The organism is Bifidobacterium catenulatum PV20-2 (assembly GCF_000800455.1).
GTDB classification, from domain to species: Bacteria; Actinomycetota; Actinomycetes; order Actinomycetales; family Bifidobacteriaceae; genus Bifidobacterium; species Bifidobacterium kashiwanohense_A.
Genome location: NZ_CP007456.1, coordinates 813,775 through 834,434 on the forward strand (window position 1 = coordinate 813,775; position 20,660 = coordinate 834,434).

Below are 20,660 nucleotides of genomic sequence, written 5' to 3' on the forward strand. Positions count from 1 at the left end.
GGAGGCGTGATGACGCAGGATGAAGGGCGTACCACAATCACCGCACGTGATTTGAAGGTGGTCTCGGCACTGCAATGCAACGGACGCATGACCATGCAGGCGCTTGCCGATAAAATCGGCATTTCCGTATATGCGGCGACGGAAAGCTACAAACGGCTCACCGATGCGGGCATCATGACCATTGTGCCCGTATGCAATCCGTTGAGTCTCGGAAATTACAGTCAGGTGCTTGTGGGACTGCGCATCAACGGCAATCGCAACGAGGCGCTCGCCATGCTCAAAGCCATGCCTCAGGTCACCTATGTGGTCTGCGCGCTGGGCGATGCCGACATCATCGCCGAAGCTGTGGTGTATTCAGCCGAAGGTATGGACCATTTCCTGAAGTACGATTTGCGCGCACTGCCCGGATTGACCCGTCTGCAAGTGTTCTCCTGCGGTCGATTGGTGCTTGACGACCATAATGTCAGCGTGGTCAACCGTCTGCTGGCCGAACGCGGCGAAACTGGGTTCATGACCAAACGTGAGGCCAGCGTCGGCACCGATATTCCCGTGCATCGGTTGGACGCGCGATTCGTGCACACGTTCAACGAATTGCAGAAAGACGGCAGGGCAAGCTACGCCATGCTAGGGGAGCATCTTGGTGTGACGCACACCGCGATTCGTGGGCGCGTCAAAAAACTGGAGGATTCCGGTGTGATGCGCATTATGGCCACGGTCAGCCCCATGCGTTTAGGCGGATTCCGCCAAGCGTTTCTCGGCATCGGTGTGAGGCCTCCGTATCGGCTCGACATCGAACAGTTGTTAGCGATCGACGAGGTGACATATGCGATGAGCGGAGTCGGTTTGAATGGCGCCGACTATCTCATCGAAATCATCGCCGGAGATGACGAGGACTTATGGCGTGTGGTGGATGAGTCCATCCGTTCGCTGCCAGGCGTGGATCAGACATGGTGGGCTTCCACCGTCAGTGTGGAAAAAGAGTCGTACTGGCTCGAACCTCCGCAGGATGGTGTACTCCTCGACGATTGATAAATCAATGGCATGGGGCGTCTCATTTTTGCTCATTCTCAAGGATGAGATGATAATTCAGACCAACGCATGATATTGGAATCAGCTGTTTTTCCGTAATTTTGGAGGTAATCCAAAGAAAGGAATGACAGCATGGATATCAGGGACACCATCAAAGCTACCAATACGGCCATTGCAACCGTGGATCTTGTGAAGGACTACGGTTCCGGAAATAACACGGTGCATGCGTTGCGTGGCGTCAACGTTGCTTTTGAAAAAGGAAAATTCACGGCGATTATGGGACCTTCCGGTTCCGGCAAATCCACGTTGATGCACACGTTGGCAGGACTGGATTCCGCGACCGGCGGGCACATCATATTCAATGGCGACGATCTGACTCGCATGAACGACAACCAGCTTACGTTGCTGCGCCGCCGCGACATCGGATTCATCTTCCAAAGCTTCAATCTGCTGCCGATGTTCACCGCCGAACAGAACATTCTCATGCCATTGACCTTGGCTGGAGCGAAACCCGACCGACAGTGGTTGCGTCTGCTGGTGGAAACGCTTGGCCTTAAGGAACGTCTCAACCATCGTCCGAACGAACTATCGGGAGGTCAACAGCAGCGGGTGGCCATCGCACGAGCATTGATCACCAAACCGAAACTAGTGTTCGCAGACGAGCCCACCGGCAATCTTGACTCCGTATCAAGCGCCGAAGTGCTGAGCTTCCTGAAACGTTCCGTCAACGAACTTGGCCAAACCATCATCATGGTTACGCATGATGCGGTCGCCGCGTCTTACGCCGACCGTGCGCTCGTGTTCGCCGACGGCCAGATCGTGGCGGACGTGAACAAGCCGACAGCAGACCAGATGAGTGAACTGCTGATGAAGGAACGCGAAGCCGCCACAATGAATGTGGCTTCCGCGAGACATTCCCACTAAACGCACTGTAGAAGCATTCGAAGAAGGGAACAGAATCCACCATGTGGTCCATCACTTTGAAACTCATGCGAAAAACCAAGCGCATGCTCATACCCGCAGGCATCGCCATCATGATCGGCACGGCGTTCATCGCCAGCACCTTCCTGTTCGGCAATGCCATGAACGACTCCCTGACGCGGCGGCTGACCGCTATGTTCGGAAACGCCAACTATGCGGTGACCGTCAACAGCTCCGACCTGAGCGATGAGGAACTCAACGAAGCGTACTCCAGCACTGTCGGCGACTTTCATCTCGACCAGATCGCCGGCATCGAAGGGGTTGGCGGCGTCCGTGCCTCGGTGGAAACCGACGTCAGCGTTTCCAAGGGAGACAGCACCGTCAGCGGCGAGATCATTTCCACCGCGGCACAGAAGAACATGCTCCCCGTGAATGTCACGGAAGGGGACCAACCGAAGGATTCCAACGAAGTCGCGCTGCCGGAAGACATGGCGAAACAGTTGAACGTCGGCGTTGGAGACACTGTAAGCCTGACCTCCCGATATGCGGTAGGCGACGATGGCAAAGCCAAGGCGGACAACGTGCGCGTGGTAGGACTCACGTCCGATCCGAACGGCGCCTACTCGTACTATGGTGGTGCGATCGTAGGATCCAACAATCTGCTTGCCGCAATGCAGGGAGTGGACGATTTCAGCGCCACCGGAACAACAATGGTGTATCTCGACCTTGCCTTGGATGGAAACAGCGTATCCGCAAAAACCATCAACGGTGTGAAAGCGTTGCTGCCAAAGCATTTCGATCTGATGTCACGACAGCAAATCAGTGACGAAAGCATCAAATCCTTAAGCGGCAACCAAACCAACATCGTCACCACATTCCTTATGTGCTTCGGCGTGCTTGCCATGTTCGTGGCGGCTCTGGTGATCGCCAACACGTTCCAAGTGCTCGTGGCGCAACGCCGCCGCACACTCGCCTTGCTACGCACCATCGGCGCAAAGAAAGGCCAACTGTATGGTTCCGTGCTGTTCGAAGCGGTGGTGCTCGGCTTCGTCGCATCCGTGCTTGGCGTGGTGCTTGGAAGCCTGCTCATGTGGGGCATGTGCGTCAGCGACATCATGCAGGCGGGTATGCGGTTCAACTTCTCCTGGCAAGCCGCCGTCGTACCGATTCTCTTCGGCATTGTGGTGACGGTGCTTGCATCCATGGGATCTGCACGTTCCGCCACCGCGGTAACGCCATTGGAGGCATTGCGTCCGATTGAACTGACCGACAACCGTCGTTCCAGCCTTACGCGAGCCATAATCGGTATTCTGATGGTGGTGGTCGGTATCGCCATGGCCATATTCTCCATCTGGCAGGTGCAGGCCACCAACGGCGGCGAGGATGCGAGCGGCGATCAATTCACGATGATTCTGCTCATAGCCATCGCCGGTGCAGCACTGGTGTTCCTCGGCATGGTGGTCACCGCGGTATTCTGGATGCCGACCCTCATGAAGGGCGTTGGAGCGTTGGCCTCGCTGACAGGTCCTTCCGCAACAGTTGCACACGCCAACATTCAGAAGAATCCGCGACGCATCGCAGCAACCGGTGCCGCTCTGCTCATCGGTGTCACCTTGGTCTCCACCATCGCAACCGGTGCCGCTAGCGCCAAAGAGACTATGAATGGTGCGCTCGCCACCCGTTATAGCGTCGACATCGTGGCCATGGGCGATGACATCAGCCAGCAAATGGTCAAGGATGTATCTGACATCAACGGCGTGTCCGACACGTTGTATGCGCCGGCGGTTTCCGTGACCTTGGAGAAAGCGGATGGAACCCAGCCTACGTCCGCATTGCTGGTCGGCGTGAAGAACATCGATCAGGTCAAGCAGGTCATGCGTGCCAACTTGGGTAACGCCTCCATCGACAGTGATAGCGTGCTCATGCCAACATACAATGCGCAAACCGGCAAGGAGCTGCAGTTCGCCAATGGCACGGCTGATTTCTCCACTGAATGGAACCAGAACGGCGACGCTACGCGTTCGCTGACATTGCAAGCCAACCAAGCCGACTACCGTCGTGTATCCGCGCAATATGGAGCTGTTGGATTCGTGGATGAAAGCCATTTCACCAATGGTGACCTTGATGCCGCCACCCATGTGTTGCTGGTCAAGGCAGACACTGACAAGTCGGGAGTTTCCGTTGACGACATCTACAACGACATGCAGGCCGCATTGGAGAAGAGCACTGATGCGACAGTGACCGGACCGATCGCCGAACGCATCGTATGGGCGAACATGATTGACTCCATGATGATGCTTCTGGTGGGGTTGATCGCCGTGGCCGTGCTCATCGCACTTGTCGGCGTAGCCAACACGCTGTCGCTGTCAGTGATCGAACGCACCCGAGAATCCGCCACACTGCGTGCCATCGGCATGACTCGAGGCCAGTTGCGACGCTCCCTCGCGGTGGAAGCCCTGCTCATCTCGCTGGTATCCGGCATCTCGGGCGTACTACTTGGCACACTGTTCGGCTGGCTGGGCGCATACGTGGTGTTCAGCATGTACGGCAAAGTGGTGTTCCCGTTCGAATGGGGCATTAACGGCATCGTACTCGCCGTGGCAGCCGTGGCAGCGCTGCTCGCCAGCGTATTCCCCGCACGTAGGGCAGTGAGCACGCCTCCTGTTGAGGCGCTCGCCGAAGCCTAAACGCCTAAACTTATATCGGAAAAAGAATAACGGCTTGTGTGACTCGCATATATTGTGGGTCCGCAAGCCTTTTTTCGTTTTTCATATTTGCGAGGATTGTGCGCTTGACGATTCATTTCATTATGAGGCCAGAGGAGCTCCGGACGGAAATGTGACCGGCATGTAAGCAGAGAAACGTTAGCGAAACATGGTGGCAATGTTGCCGAACCGGGTGTTTGCAATGGTTTTCCATACCTGTTCGACATAGGAATCGTGCGGAATGCCGGAATACGATTCCACTCGAATCATACGAAAAAGGGAGGGCGTATGATCACATCTCGATTCGGTAGGCTCAGTGGGGGACTGCGCAGATTCAGTGCACTTGCCGCGGCTTTTGTCATGGTGACAGCTTCAAGCGGTTGCGGATGGGGGCGGACCGTGGCACAGAAGAACGCTTTGGAAGCTAGTGCCACCGATACATCCAACGCCTCTAGTTGCGTGGACGTCTCCGGTTCTACAATCAAAATCGGCTTCGTGAATTCATTGTCGGGCACCATGGCAATTTCTGAAACTACAGTGAATAAATCGCTGCACATGGCCGCCGATGAAATTAACGCGGCGGGCGGCGTGCTTGGCAAACAGCTCAAGGTGGTCGATCAGGACGGCAAGTCGGAGCCCGCTGTTTTCGCCGAAAAAGCGCGTAGCCTTATCGAAAAGGAGTGCGTGGCGGCGGTGTTCGGCGGTTGGACGTCCAGTTCGCGCAAGGCCATGCTGCCGGTGTTCGAGGCCGACAATGCGCTGTTGTTCTACCCGTTGCAATACGAAGGTATGGAATCCAGTTCCAACATCTTTTATTCGGGTGCCGCCCCCAACCAACAGATCGTGCCCGCGCTTGACTATCTCAAAGAGCAGGGTCATAAGAAGCTGTTCCTCGTGGGATCCGACTACGTGTTTCCACAGACCGCGAACCGCGTGGTAAACGCCTATGCTGAGGGTAATGGCATGGAAGTGGTCGGCGAGGAATACACGCCGATGGGTTCCACTGATTTCACCACTATTGTCAACAAGCTCAAGTCCTCTGGCGCGGACGCCGTGGTCAACACGTTGAATGGCGATTCCAATGTTGCGTTCTTCAAGGAATACAAGGCTTCCGGTCTAACCGCTGACCAGGTGCCGGTGATTTCGATGTCAATTGCCGAGGAGGAAATTTCCGCTATCGGACTTGATAATGTCAAGGGCCAACTGACGGCTTGGAACTATTACCAGACGCTGGACAGTTCTGAAAACCAGAAATTCGTTAAGAACTTCAAAGCAAAGTATGGTGCAAGTAAGCCTACCTCCGATCCGATGGAATCCGCCTACACCTCGCTCTACCTGTGGAAAGCCATGGTCGAAAAGGCTAAGAGTTTCGACGTGGACAAGGTCAAGGCGGCTGCAGATGGCGTGACTTTCAACGCCCCTGAGGGGAAAGTCACTGTGGATGGCGAAAACCACCATATTTACAAAACGTCGTATATCGGGCGCATTGAGGACGACTTGCTCATTCATACGGTTTGGCAATCCGATGGACCGATTGCCCCGGATCCATACCTCAAGACTTACAGCTGGGCAAAATCGCTGAACGCAAGCGCACAGTGACAACTGAAGTTAAAACACGCGCACATATCACACGTATAGACGAAAAACCACAGAAAGAGGGGAGTGGACGACCATGAATATGTTCTTTCCACAGATTGTGGCGGGATTGTCCAATGGGTCAATTCTGCTGTTGGCGGCGCTTGGATTGTCGCTGACATTCGGACAGATGGGCGTGATCAATAACGCCCACGGCGAGTTCATGATGGCCGGTGCATACACTGCGTATGTCATGGGTTCGGTCATCGAATCGAAGACGGTGGCGCTCGCAGTGGCACTGGTGGTTGGATTCCTTGTGTCCGGCTGTTTGGGGTTGCTGCTTGACGTGTTGCTGTTGCAGCGCATGCGCACCAGACCTTTGGACACGTTGTTAGTGACTTTCGGCGTTTCGTTGGTGCTGCAGCAGCTTGCACGCGATATTTTCGGTTCCACGCCAGTGTATGCCGCTGCGCCGAAAGCGCTTGCCAGCCCGGTGACGGTTTTCGGCTACAGCTTCTCGGCCGCCCGACTATTCATCTTCATTCTCTCCATTGTGTGCGTTGCGGCGCTATATGCGGTTCTGAAGTTCACGCCACTGGGTCGTCAGATTCGCGCCACGGGTGAAAACCGTGATTTGGCGGAGGCTTCCGGTATCTCCAGCAGAAAGGTCGACCACGTGACATTCTTCCTCGGCTCTGGTATCGCTGGCATAGCAGGCGTGGCTCTGAGCCTGCTTAACTCCATCAGTTTCAATTTCGGCACCAACTTTATCGTGCAGGCCTTCCTTGTTGTTGTCGCCGGCGGTGTTGGCCAGCTTAAGGGCGCGGTGATCGCATCCTTCGTGTTGGGCCTGTGCCAGTCGTGGATTGAATTGCCGACATCCGCATCCATTGGGCAGGTGATGGTGTTTCTCATCGTCGTGCTCTTCCTGCAGTTCCGCCCGCAGGGTCTGGTCGCTGTTCGTTCCAGGAATCTGGCGTAGGTTCGGGAGAAAGGGGATATTATGCAACGTCTCAACATTTCCGAGTTGTATACCAAATACAAGCTGTGGATTGGCGTTATTGCAGCGGTTGTGCTGATCTTTCTGGCACCCGCCGTCATGAACACCTACAATGTGGGGCTCCTGTCCAAATACCTGTGCTACGCGATGGTCGCAGTGGGCATCGGATTGGCTTGGGGCGAAGGCGGCATGCTCACTTTGGGGCAGGGTCTGTTCTTTGGTCTTGGCGCTTATGTGATGGCTATGCATATGAAAATGTCTGATATTGGGCCTGGCCAAGTGCCTGATTTCATGGCTCAATACGGTATTACCGAACTGCCTGACTTCTGGAAACTGTTTGCCAACCCTGTAGTTGCGGCAATTGGTGTGATCGCAGTGCCCGGTATTATCGCAGCGGTTCTCGGATTGCTGGTGTTTGGGCGTGGAGTGCGCGGCGCGTACTTTGCAATCCTGTCGCAGGCGCTGGTCGCGGCTTTTGCGGTGCTGCTCATCGGTCAGTCCAAAACCACCGGCGGCACGAACGGCTTGTCTGACTTCGACGGTTTCTTCGGCTATGACCTGACCGATCCCGCGAACAAGGAGATGATCTACTACATCTGCGCGTTCTGTGTACTTGCCATGGTGCTTATATCCTACTGGATCCGTCACTCGTTCATGGGCGAGTTGGTGATCGGCGTGCGCGATCAGGAGAACCGCATGAAATTCCTGGGCTACAACCCCGCGTCGATCAAAGTGTTCGTCTTTTCGCTGGCCGCGATGTTCGCCGGCTTGGGCGGCGCGATGTTCGTGCCGGTGGTTGGCATCATCTCGCCGTCGGACATCGGTGTGACACCGTCGATCCTCATGCTCGCCGGTGTGGTGATCGGCGGGCGCACCACGCTGTTGGGGCCCGTAATAGGCACATTGATCGTGCGTTTTGCGGAGACGCAGCTGTCCGAGGCCTATCCAAGTGCTTGGACCTATATCGAAGGAGCGATGTTCATTCTCGTCATCGCCTTCGTGCCGATGGGCTTGGGACAGTTCAAGGGCGTATGGCCATGGATCAAAGACAAACTGGGATTGACGGGGCCGAGCGTCAAGGCGGCCACGATGACTAAGGCGGTGAACGCATGAGCGAGCGTCGGAATGAGACGACGGTGAATGGCGAGGAACTTGAGCAGTTGCGCCGTGAGGTGCGACGCATGCGTGATGAGGCCGAGCGCATGCGTGATGAGGCCGCGCAGATGAAGGCGGAGATCGCCGAGGAGCGTGACCGTCTGAAGACACAGCTGGCGGCGTTGGACGATCGCGGCGGTCAGTGGAGCGATTATTTGGAAATCCGTGGACTACATGTGGAGTTCGACGGCTTCGTGGCCGTGAAGGACATCGATCTGACGGTGATGCATGGCGATCTGCGCTTCCTTATCGGTCCGAACGGCGCTGGCAAGACCACGATCATCGACGCGATCACCGGATTGGTTCCAGCCACCGGATCCGCCACCTTCCGTGGTGAGCAGCTCATTGGCAGGAAACCCAATGAGATTGTGCATCTCGGTGTGGGACGCACCTTCCAGACGGCCTCGGTGGTCGAAGAACTCACCGTGCTGCAGAACCTGCAGATCGCCGAAGGATTCCGGAAAAAGCCGCGTGAACTGTTCGCCAAGCCGGACAAGGCCTCGCAGAATGTGGAATACATGATGGAGGTCTGCAATCTCAAGGACGATGCCGACAAGTTGGCTGGCACTCTGCCACACGGCAAGAAGCAATGGTTGGAGATCGGCATGCTGCTGGTGCAGGACGCCCATCTGTTGCTGCTCGACGAACCGGTGGCAGGCATGACTCCGGCCGAACGCGAGGCCACGGGTCAGCTGCTCAAGCGTTGCAGTCGGAACCGCACTGTGATCATCGTTGAACATGACATGGATTTCATGCGTCAGTTCGCCGATTCCGTCACCGTGCTCAATCAGGGTGAGATTCTGGCCGAAGGATCGGTCGAGGACATTCAGAACAACGAGGAGGTCGTGCGCATCTACCTCGGCGGAGGTGATCAGTGATGGCGATGTTGGAAGTCAAGGGACTTAATTCCGGCTACGGTAAGGTCAAAGTCGTCGACGATATTTCATTCGATGTGAAAGCTGGGCAATGGGTGAGCATCGTCGGTAACAATGGTGCTGGTAAGACCACGCTGCTCAAAGCAATTCTCGGATTATTGCCGATAAATGGTGGAACTGTGACGTTCGATGGCAAGGATGTCACCAAAGCCGCTCCGAACAAACGCATTGCAGCTGGCATGGCTTTCGTGCCGCAGGGGCAGCAGTCCTTCGGCCAGATGACAGTTGCCGAGAATCTGCAGTTGGTGGCAGAACAATACGGTTCGCAGGCGAGGTCTCGCTATGACGAGGCAGTGGAGGCGTTCCCCGTGCTGAAGGAGTTCAGGGATCGGCGTGCTGGGCTCCTTTCAGGCGGTCAGCGCCAGCAGCTGTCAATTGCCCGTGCGCTGATCACACGTCCCAAACTCATCATTCTCGACGAACCCACCGAAGGCATCCAGCCCAACATTGTGGCCGACATCCAACGCTCGATTCGTTCGATGTCCGAGGACAGGGGCATCGGCGTGGTTCTGGTGGAGCAGAAGGTACAGTTCGCGGTCGAACGCGCGGACTTCTATTACGTGCTCGCCGCAGGGCGTTTCATCGCCGCCGGCGAAGGCGGTTCGGACGCGGTGTCCGAGGCCAAGGAGGCCATGAGGGTGTAAGGCGATGTCGATTCACCGATCGGACGGGGCAGACACACTATCGTGATCCGTCGGACGCGTCCCGTCCATCGTATGTCATCAGCGGAAACGTTACCGTGCCAGAATGCGGACTGCCATGGTAACGCGGAGCCATGAGCCGCAGTGGCACGTGAATGCGGTGCATGCCATACGCGTAACCAAGGATTACCAAGGAATCGAGGCAAAACATGAGACTAACGCCCAGGGAAACCGACAAACTAATGCTGCATTTGGCAGGCGAACTTGCCAAAGAGCGACGTGATCGGGGGGTGAAACTCAACTATCCCGAAGCCATCGCGCTAATCAGCTCCGAAGTGATGGAACGGGCGCGTGAAGGTATGACAGTGGCCGAGCTTATGGCCTATGGGCGCACTGTGGTTACGGCGGATGAGGTCATGCCCGGCGTGGCGGAGATGATTCACGAAGTGGAGGTCGAAGCCACATTCCCCGATGGAACCAAACTCGTATCCATCCATGATCCCGTCGAAACCACCGAGGAACTAGTGCCCGGCGAATATCTGCCGGCCGATGGTGAACTGACGCTGAACGAAGGTTGCGAAGCCATCGAAATCGACGTGACGAATACCGCTGACCGTCCCATTCAGGTCGGATCGCATTATCACTTTTTTGAAGCGAACAAGTATTTGCGTTTTGATCGCAGAGCCGCTTATGGCAAGCATCTTGATATTGCCGCTGGCACGGCCGTACGTTTTGAACCTGGTGAATCGCATCGTGTGCAGCTTATCGATTTTGGCGGCACCCGCGAGGTCCATGGATTCGCCCAACTGGTGGAAGGACGCCTGGACGACCCAGTCGTGCGTGAAACGGCATTCGCCAAAGCGCGCGAAGAGCATTTTCTGGGAATGGATGATGGCGACGACGAGGAGATTGCATGATGAAAACGATTACACGACGTGATTATGCCGGCATGTTCGGTCCCACTACCGGAGACAGGGTGCGTTTGGGCGATACAAGTCTGATCGTCGAAGTGGAAAAAGACTACACGCATTACGGCGACGAATTGAAATTCGGAGGTGGCAAATCATTCCGCGATGGCATGGGACAATCCTCAACGCAATTGGATGCCGAATCGCCTGACACAGTAATCACCAATGCGTTGATCGTCGACTACACCGGCATTTACAAAGCCGACATCGGCATCAAGGACGGTAAAATCAACGCAATCGGCAAAGCAGGCAACCCCCAGACCATGGACGGCGTGACACCGGGACTCGCAGTGGGATCTGGCACCGAAGCGCTTGCGGGCGAAGGCCTGATTGTTACGGCAGGAGGCCTTGACACCCATATTCACTTCATCGCACCGCAGCAGGTGCGCACCGCGCTCGCAGGCGGAGTTACCACAATGGTGGGCGGCGGTACGGGACCGGCAGATGGCACCAATGCCACCACCTGCACTCCTGGCGCTTTTCATATGGCTCGCATGATTGAAGCGGCGGAAGCGTTGCCGATAAATATCGCATATCTTGGGAAGGGCAACGATTCATCGCCTGAACCGTTACGCGAGCAGGTGCGTGCGGGAGCTGCTGGTCTCAAAATCCATGAGGATTGGGGAGCTACTCCGGCAGTAATCGACACATGCCTGACGGTGGCTGATGAAATGGATGTGCAGGTGGCCATCCACACCGATACTCTGAACGAGGGCGGTTGTGTGGAAGACACGATTGCCGCGTTCAAAGGCCGTACAATCCACACGTACCACACGGAGGGCGCAGGTGGCGGACATGCTCCAGACATTATCCGTGCGGCCGGTTTCCCTAATGTGCTGCCGAGCTCCACGAACCCGACCATGCCGTTCACGCGCAACACGATTGATGAGCATCTTGACATGATGATGGTTACGCACCATCTGGATCGCAATGTTCCTGAGGATATTGCTTTCGCTGATTCGCGTATCCGTCCCGAAACCATCGCAGCTGAGGATGTGCTGCACGATATGGGCATCATTTCGATGATGAGCTCCGATTCACAGGCCATGGGGCGCGTGGGCGAAGTGATCACACGCACTTGGCAGACGGCCGATAAAATGAAGAAGCAGCGTGGTCCTCTGCCTGAAGATGAGCATGACGGCAACCGCAACGACAACTTCCGCGTAAAACGTTACGTGTCCAAATACACGATTAATCCGGCGCTGACGCATGGCGTCGCCGACTATGTGGGCTCCATTGAAGTAGGGAAAATGGCTGATTTGGTGCTCTGGCAGCCTGCGCTGTTTGGAGCGAAACCTGAGATGGTTATCAAAGGTGGTTCGATCGCCTATTCGCGGATGGGTGATGCGAACGCTTCGATTCCTACTCCGGAGCCGGTGATTTATCGTGACATGTTCGGTGGTATCGGACGCGCGCTCGGCTCCAGTTGCATCACATTCGTTTCGCAGGCAGCTTTTGATGATGATATCAAAGGCCGATTGGGATTGTCTCGTACGGTTTTGCCTGTGCGCGGGTGCCGTACAATCGGCAAAAAAGATCTCAAATTCAATGATGTGCTGGCTGACATTCAGGTGAATCCTGAAACTTTCACGGTTACCGTGGATGGCGAACCGGTTGCCTGTGAACCTGCAGCCGAGCTGCCATTGGCGCAACGGTACTTCCTGTTCTAATTATTCCTAGGCGGGTGGCAGATCGAGACAGATGACGGAAGATAATTTCGGATGAAAGGATCTGCTGCGGTTCCAAGCGGCCGTGCGGCTCACAACCTTGTTGAGGCCGCACGGCCGCTTGGTCCGTATAAGCGAGTTTCGTCAGCCGTTGATCTTGGAAACTTTCCTTACATACGTTTGAAGTTCGGCATCATCGGACGCAACAGGTTTAATCGACCAGCCGGGAAGCGGCGGTGATGAAATCGAGAGCATCGGAACCGCGGGAAGTGAGTAATCGAGCGACCACGCCATCCATAACACGGGTGGTGCCGAATTCACCGGGTAAGCGCATGCTCTTGGCAAGGTCACGTAGTTTGGCGATTAAGGCATCCTCCTGATTTGCGCGAGCGGTGTTGCGTTCTGTTAAAGAGAGGGTCGTAGCGCCATTTTTCTCCATGCCATTGCACGATAGTTCGGGCAGATGAATATACATGAGACCGTTATGCGTGTAATCACGCCACATGGCCATGTGCGTGTAATCGAAACGGCCTGGTTCCAGCAGCGTGTGGTCCGCGAAGGCCAAATGACTTGTTGAATCGGTTGGGCATGTGCGGTGTCGAGCGGTACTCGGGGCATCAGTGGTGGATGCGTGAGGCGTCTCGTCCAGTTCTGAGAATGACGTTCCGTCTACAAAGACCTTGAGTTTGCTGGAATAACGCTGCATTTTCCATTGCTCGCCCATGCCGGCTCGTCCGTTAGCTACCACGTCGGCATACACGAAGGTGGATTGCGGGGAGATATGAGCGGTCACCGCGTTTTCGAAATCACTGTTCTGGAACGGTATTACCGGTAATGGCAGGAACACCGTTTTGGCGATGCCTTGAACGGTCAGATTGATGATACGTGATGCTGAACCTCCGGCGGTATCGAGCACTTTCTCATAGCTTTGCGTGCTGATTGTGGAGTCAGTTCCGGGTCCGAATACACAATCCATTCGGGCTTCGTCCCCAGCAAGAAAACCGGGCCCTACAAAAGATAGCATGAATTCCGTATGACGACCGTCGACGAACGGATGCACCAGTTTGAACGGTGCATTGAAATACAGATCGTCGACTTTGGTGCGTTCGTGCCTCAGTGCGGTCGTCAAACGGAATTCGCTATGCATGAGTGGCCTTTCTGCGCGGGGGACTATTTACTGATTCCCTGCTATAGTGCCCTTTGAGTAGGCGAAGGTGGAATGATGGTGGATATGTCTTGGACGCCTCTGCTTCTGTAAAAATGAAGATGATTACATGTCTTCAAAAAGCGCGGATTTTTTGATCCAGTCAATCACGTCGTCCACGCCCTTGTCGTTCATCAAATCGGTGAATATATATGGTCTGCCATTGCGCATTTTCTCAGAATCACGGGCCATGATATCCAGATTGGCGTGCACAAGATCGGCGATGTCGGTTTTGTTGATTACCAGCAGATCGGAACGTGTGACGCCCGGTCCGCCCTTGCGCGGGATTTTGTCACCTTCATCGGTTGCGATTACGTAGATTGTCGCGTCGGCTAGATCAGGGCTGAAGGTTGCTGAGAGGTTGTCGCCGCCTGATTCCACGAAGATGATGTCCACATCGGGGTGTGATTCGGCCATCGCCTCGCAGGCCTCAAGATTCATCGAGCAGTCTTCACGGATTGCGGTGTGTGGGCATCCGCCGGTTTCCACACCGACAATTCGGTCTTCTGGCAGTCGGGAATTGGCGATGAGGAATTCGGCGTCCTCCTTGGTGTAGATGTCGTTGGTGACAACGCAGATTGAGTAGTCGTCGGCCATTTTTCTGGTCAGGCGTTCGATAAGCGCGGTTTTACCGGAACCGACTGGGCCGGCAACGCCGATGCGTACATATGACATGGTTTTCCTTTCGTTGTGGGATAACTCGTCTAACTCATATAAAGACGGGAATAAAGGGTTTCGTGTTGCATGGAGGCGATATCAAGGTAGGCGCCAGAAATGCCGAGGTCATCGGGATGCAGTGTGAATGCGAGGTCTACGGCATCAACTACGGCTGGGAAACTGTCACGAAGTGCAATCTGCCCCGCATATTGGCTGATAGGCACGGCTTTAACCGCGCAGACGGTGAGTGCGCTGATCAGCGAATAACAGTAGGTGATGGCCGCCTCACGAAGGTCGGGTGCCTTATCGGCAGCGAACAAGCCCATGGCAATGGCATGCAAACCCAAACAATGTCCTGTGTCTATCAGTGCTTTATAAGTGTCAACGTGAGGTATGGTACGGCCGACGGAAGGTGTGGACGAGACGGGATCCAGGGCATTGTGCCGCATATTGACCGTACGCCGGGCCGAACCTCCATGCCGTACATCCATGGGTTGTAACGGGTTGGATTCCATCTGGTCGGCGAGTTTGATCATGCGCAAGCACATTTTGTGTTGGCCTTCGCGGATTTCTCGTGGAGCTTGAAGTGCGGTTGCCAGACTGTCTAATTCGGTGATTTTTCTAGTGAAACCGGTGGGGGAGAGCCGCCTGTCGCGTGCGATACGCCCGGCGATTACCATTTGTCCGATTTCCTTATAGGCGGCCACTTCCAAGTAGTTGTGCAGGTAGTCGGCGAAATCGCGGTTCGATTGAATGATGTCGTGCTGCACGAAGGTTTCCATGCCGTTCGACAATGCGAAAGCTCCCACGGGGAACACGCTGTCGCATACTTGCAGATAATTGAGGCGACGCAATTCGATGATGTCGGCTGAGCGTTTCGCGTGTTCTCTGGCGTTCGATGTTCTTCTGCGTGGTGTGCTCAGTGTGTATGCCATGTGTGGCCGCCGTCATGTGAATGCGTGCCGTCCGCGCGGTGCAGCACGCCATTGAGCTCGTATGTTTCGTGTTCATGAGTGTGCTCATGATTATATTGATTATGCGCGGTTTCGTGATGATGGTGGGCGAAGGCCGCATCGGCTTCACGCTCCTGAGCTTCCTCCTCCAAATCGCCAGTGGTTTTGTTGGTTCCCGGCACGATGGTTCCACTTCCCGCATGTGCTTTGACAATCAGGAAACCATCGAATCCACCTTCAATAACCTTCGGTTCGAAGCCGATTTTCTTGGTGTATTCCATCGTCGGATGGTCATAAGGCACCAGCACGCGGTCCTCCTCCACCTTGAGGCTCAGGTGACGGTTGCCGAGTTCGAAGCACAGTCGGCCCATCTCTTTCATGGAATGTACCGGAATTTCAATGAGCTGAGCGGTTTTCATACGCGCGTAGTAGCGTTTGTCATCCGTTTCGGCGAGTACGTCGCCATCTTGAATGGTTTGCCCAACCATTACGCCGATTTCGGTACCGTCCTCGGCCACTTTGCGCATACGCTTCTTGGACGCTTCAAACCATTCGAAGTTGACCGGCACATTGAGCTTGCCGTCCGAAATGGGATGTTCGATGATATTGCCGGAAATGCCAGTGGCGATCATATCCCTGCTCCCGCCTTTCTTTCATGGTTACTGTTGCGAGCTGTGGTCAGAGTAAGACGGAAAAGCAAAGCGATTGTTTCCCGATTGTTTCCTATGTAACGGTGCGGCGTTACCACTGATTTACATGAGGGCAACATGCATCGGTAGCGTTATTTTCGCGGGCAATACCGCCACATGAAGGGTTATTCTCGAAAGGAGCGGAATAGATGGCTTGTTTTCTCGTGAGTGGCGCTGAAGCTGCAGCCGTGACCGCGGTGCGCAGGTTTGTGGAGCATAAAGAAATCGCCAAAGGCGTTGCCAGGAAAGTCGATGGCAAGGTGGTTGCGGTCAAGGAAGGGCACGTGCTGTTCAGTCGTAAGCTTGGATGGCTGATGAACATGCTGTGGGGTGGTGCGTTCCTACTGCTTATCGAGCATGTATGGCATGGTGAGGTGGTTCCATGGTTCCCGTTCCTCACTGCCATGCGTTCGCCTGATGAGACGGTTGTGATGCTCCATGAAATGGCCACGGTGGGCGTCGGCATGGCGGCTCTGGTTACTGTGGTTTGGGGAGCGATGTGTGTGGTAGCGGATTGGCTTGAAGCGCATGGTGCGGTTCTCACGGCGATGTCCGCTGAAACTGCGGGCTCCATCGGGGAATGATGGTGAGGCTCGCATGACGCTGATTATTACGGGTGTTACCGCATTTGCGGTGACGGTTATCTACATGCTTATGAGACGTCATAGCGTTGATCGTTGCAATTCCTCGCATTTGGGTATGCTGATGTTGATGTACTGGGGCGCGACACTGATGTGGTGCGTAGACGGCATTGCTTCGCTTGCCGAAGACAATCCATTTGTTACACTGTCTGACCCGGCCGTTGTGGCGGATGATAGTGCGCTTGGTTTGCTGGTGGTGTTTGCCGGCTTCTTCGCGTGGTCTGCCTACCTGATGGTTGAAGCATTACGTGCACGGCAGCGTGTCGCCGCAACGTCACGAAACATCTGATTGGTGATGCTGCTGATTGTTGCATCTGTTCGTGAGGGGCTCTCCAACGGTGAGATATGTCGCTGCTGGAAGCCCCTCATTTATTGTTGACAAAGGCTGTTTTGTTGCAACCGTCTAAAATTTGGCAGGTCTGTTGAAGTTGATTCCCGAGTGATTAAACCAGCTGGGCGTAATCGTCAGACCAAATGGTTTTCATAAGCGAACACCACTGCCTGCACGCGGTCACGCGCATTGATTTTCGACAGAATATGCGCCACATGCGTTTTCACCGTAGGCAGGCTGATGAAAAGCTTGTCGGCAATTTCCTGATTCGACAATCCATGCGCGATCTCAATAAGCACTTCGCGCTCGCGATCGGTCAGCTCGTCCAATTCCGGATCGGTATATGTTGAATCCGTAGCAGAAGTAGTTGCGGAATTTTCAGGCCTACCGACGTTCGTAGCCATGAAGTCGCCTTCCATCATTTTCTCGATAAGACGTTTCGTGGCGGACGGTGCGATAATCGCATTACCTTGAAAAACCGTGCGAATCGAATTCAGCAACGTTTCCGGTTCCGTATCTTTCAGCAGAAAACCGGAAGCTCCGGCAGTGATCGCAGCCATAACATATTCATCCAAATCGAATGTCGTCAGAATGATCACTTTGGTATGAGTGACTTCTGATTGCGTTCCATCGGCAGCAAAGCGATGCTGCAACGCACTGATCTGCCGAGTCGCCTCAATACCATCCATGCCGGGCATACGCACATCCATCAACACCACGTCAGGATGCAGCGTTTCCGCCAACGCCACAGCCTCTGCACCATCGCGAGCCTGCGCCGCAACCGCCATATCAGGTTGGGAGCCGATCACCATGGCGAAACCGGCACGTACCAATTCCTGATCATCGGCAATGACCACACGAATCTTCTGTTCTTCACTCATACTCTCCACCTTATCGGCATTGTTCCGCTCACAGCGCGAAACAAACCCTTAAATCTCCCTGAAAAACTTGAATCGGCTATCGAGGCACGCGCTGCAGCTGCTCCTCCAATGGTGCTGCGGGCCTCAACTGCAGTTCGCTCGCACTACCGGCATGAGCGTCATCGCTGAAACCAGTCTCACGAAGCACGCCAAGCAATTCGCGCATACGCTTAAGCGCGGCGCGCCCCTGCTCGCCAATGGCTTTGAACGCTGCGGAAATCTCGTCGGCGGTAGTCTCTTTGCCTTGTGCTTCGGCGCTATCCAGCATGCGGATACCATCGACGGCTTGACTAATCACGCTGTTCAACGTGGCGGTGACTTCAGCCTGAATGCTGGCACTGATACGGTCACGTTCCATATTCGCCGCGAGAATACGCTGCTTCTCCTGCTCGGCCACCAGTGCCTCTTCGCGAGCCTGCAACACCAGTGCGTTTGAATCACTGGAACGCGCCCAACGTGCCCACGCCATGATGCCGGCGCACAGCATCAGCACTGCAACCGTATACATGACGCCGGTAAAGAATGCTGCACTACTACTTGACGTGGCTGAAACCGGTTTTGTTAAGCCCACGGAAGCGGCGATGGCGCCGAACAAGGTAGTGTATCCGTGTTGATCAGCTGCGATTTTCAAGCCCATCAGAGCTGAACAGGTGACAGCGGCAAGACCGGTCCAACGCCATGCGTGTTCACGCCCATACAATACGGCTGAATACAGCGCACACAGCGACGCTACGATATGTCCAACCTCAATCAATCCCAAAAATACCAATTGCACAACCGACAATACGAACACAATAAGCGCGCAAGTCTCGGGGAACCTGCGTCGAAGAGCCAGTGCCAGCAAGCAGCATGCGGCGATCGCATGAGAGAGCTGCGCATCGCGTGAACTATCAAAAAAGAATGTAATCGACATGCGATTCAGCAGCATGACCAATACCACGGCACCAACGGAATCCATGAGCACATAATGGTGCTGCGTCCACGCGGAAACACGTTCCACCCAATTCAGCCCTCGCGAATTGGATGTATTTGCAAGTTCTACGGATTTCAGTTTCAGCGATGTGAGCAAATCATGCAGATTGGGTGCGGTGATGCGCAAGTGTTGCAGGGCGTTCGAACGATGGTCGCGACCGGTTGGTTGGTTGGTTTCCTGCGTCTGTTCCGATGGTTGATCGGGGATTCGCGCCGATATGCTGACGGCTGTGTGAGATGCGATTGCTTCGTCGGATAATTTCGCTTTGCTGGATATGGCAGTTGTGTTGCAAGATTCGGACTGTTCCGAGGCATACTGTTCGCCGGTTTCGTCTGTCACTGGCTCTTTACCGCCGTAAGGCAGGGTGGCCATAACTTCGAAGCCTCCGCCGAGTTGAGGGCCAGCCTGCAATGAGCCTCCGGCCGATTCGATGCGTTCCTTCATGCCCAACAGGCCGTAACCTGGCGTATGCCCGTCGATATTGGCCGCCGCGCCACGACCATTGTCGGTGACGGTCAAAGTGAGTAAACCGTTGTTCCATGACTCTTTAATATGCACATCGACGTGCGGCCCCGCATACTTGCGGATATTCGTCAGCGCCTCCTGCACTACATGGTAGGAAGCTATCGAGGCTTGTTCACCGAGTTGTTCTGGGCTGGCGGTGCCGGTGATATTCCATCGGATTCGAATGTCGGGGGAGACGTTTCGCGCTTGTTCCACAAGATTGCCTATATCGTTATAATCGGCGTGCGGTGAACCCCCGAATACTCCCAGAAGACGTTGCATGTCATGCAGTGCGCGTTCCGATTCGTGTCGAATCGTCTCCATGGTGTTTCTAGCCACCGCGGGATCATGCGTGCCTGCATAGCGGCCGCCATCAGACTGCACGATGATGATTGATAGGGTGTGCGCCACCACATCATGCATGTCGCGTGCGATGCGTGCTCGTTCCGCCAACGCGGCGATATCGCGTTCGTCCTGGTCTCGTGCGGCGATCGCCTCATTGCGTTCCCGCATCATACGAACGGTTGCCAGACGGGCACGCTGCCAGAACGCTACAATGACGGTGGAAATAATGCATACTTCGAAAATCGGCGTCAGCACCAACATGTATTGCGCCACCATGTTGGCGACTTCCGACATGGATGTTCCTGTGTAGATGGAGCCGAGAGTGTCTTCCGTGACCATTGAGCCATTTGGATTTGAGCCATTCCAACTGCTCCACGTATGCACTTTGCCACCGGTGAGCAGCGGCCCATTGGTCATGGTCCATGCCATCAACGCCGAAGCCAGAAGACCGATGGCCAACGCTAGAATAATGAAGGCTTTCGTGTTTTTGGGATTGCCGTAGACGATCACCGAATACAGCATGACCAATGCCAGAATATCGGCGCCCAATATGCAAGGGCCGAATATGAGATGCGTCAAGGCCAATGCCACACAGAGCAACGCTCCGGTCTGTGGCCGCCATCGACGGATCAGCAGCGGGATCAGCATTGCCGCTTCCCACGCCATCTGTATGGAAGGATTAAGGTCAAACAGCAATCCCGGATTATAGGTGATGCTGCCGGTCACGCCGAACAGCAGAACACCTATAACAAGCGTGAGGATGAGATCGCCTGCGAAGACATGACCATGCATCCACGACAGGAAACGCTGCTTGAAATTCGACATACGCTCCACCCTAGCGCCAGAT

18 protein-coding genes are annotated in these 20,660 nt (G+C 55.0%); 12 read left to right on the top strand and 6 right to left on the bottom strand.

What is annotated here, in order from left to right; all coding sequences use genetic code 11:
• Positions 1-9 precede the first annotated feature (9 nt).
• The 10 genes from AH68_RS03435 (at position 10) to ureC (ending at position 12,599) form a co-directional block, all read left to right on the top strand.
• Positions 10-1,029, top strand: a complete 1,020-nt coding sequence (locus AH68_RS03435) for an Lrp/AsnC family transcriptional regulator (RefSeq protein ID WP_039197677.1) — start codon at positions 10-12, stop codon at positions 1,027-1,029.
• Between the two features lie 132 nt (positions 1,030-1,161).
• Positions 1,162-1,953 carry an ABC transporter ATP-binding protein gene (locus tag AH68_RS03440; RefSeq protein ID WP_039197679.1) on the top strand — a complete coding sequence of 264 codons (792 nt, stop codon included), beginning with the start codon at positions 1,162-1,164 and terminating at the stop codon, positions 1,951-1,953.
• Positions 1,954-1,994: 41 nt separating this feature from the next.
• Positions 1,995-4,637: an ABC transporter permease gene (locus AH68_RS03445; protein ID WP_039197681.1), complete on the top strand. Its 2,643-nt coding sequence runs from the start codon at positions 1,995-1,997 to the stop codon at positions 4,635-4,637.
• Positions 4,638-4,943: 306 nt separating this feature from the next.
• Positions 4,944-6,254, top strand: coding sequence for an urea ABC transporter substrate-binding protein (gene urtA / locus AH68_RS03450; protein ID WP_236682443.1), 1,311 nt, complete (start codon positions 4,944-4,946; stop codon positions 6,252-6,254).
• A 73-nt stretch (positions 6,255-6,327) separates the two neighbouring features.
• On the top strand, positions 6,328-7,212 hold the full coding sequence (gene urtB / locus AH68_RS03455) for an urea ABC transporter permease subunit UrtB (protein WP_039197683.1): 885 nt from the start codon (positions 6,328-6,330) through the stop codon (positions 7,210-7,212).
• A gap of 21 nt (positions 7,213-7,233) precedes the next feature.
• The gene (gene urtC, locus AH68_RS03460) at positions 7,234-8,343 is read left to right on the top strand and encodes an urea ABC transporter permease subunit UrtC (RefSeq protein ID WP_144245684.1); all 1,110 of its coding nucleotides are present in this window, start codon (positions 7,234-7,236) and stop codon (positions 8,341-8,343) included.
• Complete coding sequence (gene urtD / locus AH68_RS03465) at positions 8,340-9,263, top strand: urea ABC transporter ATP-binding protein UrtD (protein ID WP_236682444.1); 924 nt, start codon at positions 8,340-8,342, stop codon at positions 9,261-9,263. Before urtC ends, urtD begins: the two co-directional genes overlap by 4 nt.
• Positions 9,263-9,964, top strand: a complete 702-nt coding sequence (gene urtE, locus AH68_RS03470) for an urea ABC transporter ATP-binding subunit UrtE (RefSeq protein ID WP_236682445.1) — start codon at positions 9,263-9,265, stop codon at positions 9,962-9,964. The genes urtD and urtE overlap by 1 nt, the downstream gene beginning before the upstream one ends.
• A gap of 206 nt (positions 9,965-10,170) precedes the next feature.
• A complete protein-coding gene (ureA, locus tag AH68_RS03475) occupies positions 10,171-10,878 on the top strand; it encodes an urease subunit gamma (protein WP_039197685.1) in 708 nt (235 codons plus the stop codon).
• A complete protein-coding gene (gene ureC, locus AH68_RS03480) occupies positions 10,875-12,599 on the top strand; it encodes an urease subunit alpha (protein WP_039197687.1) in 1,725 nt (574 codons plus the stop codon). The genes ureA and ureC overlap by 4 nt, the downstream gene beginning before the upstream one ends.
• A gap of 208 nt (positions 12,600-12,807) precedes the next feature.
• Here ureC and AH68_RS03485 read toward each other — a convergent pair whose 3' ends face one another.
• From AH68_RS03485 to AH68_RS03500, 4 genes are all read right to left on the bottom strand, one after another.
• Complete coding sequence (locus AH68_RS03485; protein WP_052189133.1) at positions 12,808-13,743, bottom strand: urease accessory protein UreD; 936 nt, start codon at positions 13,741-13,743, stop codon at positions 12,808-12,810.
• Positions 13,744-13,866: 123 nt separating this feature from the next.
• Positions 13,867-14,475 carry an urease accessory protein UreG gene (ureG, locus tag AH68_RS03490; RefSeq protein ID WP_039197689.1) on the bottom strand — a complete coding sequence of 203 codons (609 nt, stop codon included), beginning with the start codon at positions 14,473-14,475 and terminating at the stop codon, positions 13,867-13,869.
• Between the two features lie 29 nt (positions 14,476-14,504).
• Positions 14,505-15,239, bottom strand: a complete 735-nt coding sequence (locus AH68_RS03495; RefSeq protein ID WP_236682446.1) for an urease accessory protein UreF — start codon at positions 15,237-15,239, stop codon at positions 14,505-14,507.
• 137 nt (positions 15,240-15,376) lie between these two features.
• Positions 15,377-16,042, bottom strand: coding sequence for an urease accessory protein UreE (locus AH68_RS03500; protein ID WP_039197691.1), 666 nt, complete (start codon positions 16,040-16,042; stop codon positions 15,377-15,379).
• A 206-nt stretch (positions 16,043-16,248) separates the two neighbouring features.
• On the opposite strand from AH68_RS03500, the gene AH68_RS03505 reads away from it, so the two are divergent.
• Both AH68_RS03505 and AH68_RS03510 read left to right on the top strand, forming a co-directional pair.
• A complete protein-coding gene (locus AH68_RS03505) occupies positions 16,249-16,683 on the top strand; it encodes a hypothetical protein (RefSeq protein ID WP_039197694.1) in 435 nt (144 codons plus the stop codon).
• A gap of 13 nt (positions 16,684-16,696) precedes the next feature.
• On the top strand, positions 16,697-17,029 hold the full coding sequence (locus AH68_RS03510) for a hypothetical protein (RefSeq protein WP_052189135.1): 333 nt from the start codon (positions 16,697-16,699) through the stop codon (positions 17,027-17,029).
• A gap of 176 nt (positions 17,030-17,205) precedes the next feature.
• On the opposite strand, the gene AH68_RS03515 is transcribed toward AH68_RS03510, so the two are convergent.
• Positions 17,206-17,952 (bottom strand): response regulator, encoded by a 747-nt coding sequence (locus AH68_RS03515; protein ID WP_039197696.1) that lies wholly within the window; start codon positions 17,950-17,952, stop codon positions 17,206-17,208.
• Between the two features lie 76 nt (positions 17,953-18,028).
• A complete protein-coding gene (locus AH68_RS03520; RefSeq protein ID WP_039197698.1) occupies positions 18,029-20,638 on the bottom strand; it encodes a sensor histidine kinase in 2,610 nt (869 codons plus the stop codon).
• Positions 20,639-20,660 lie beyond the last annotated feature (22 nt).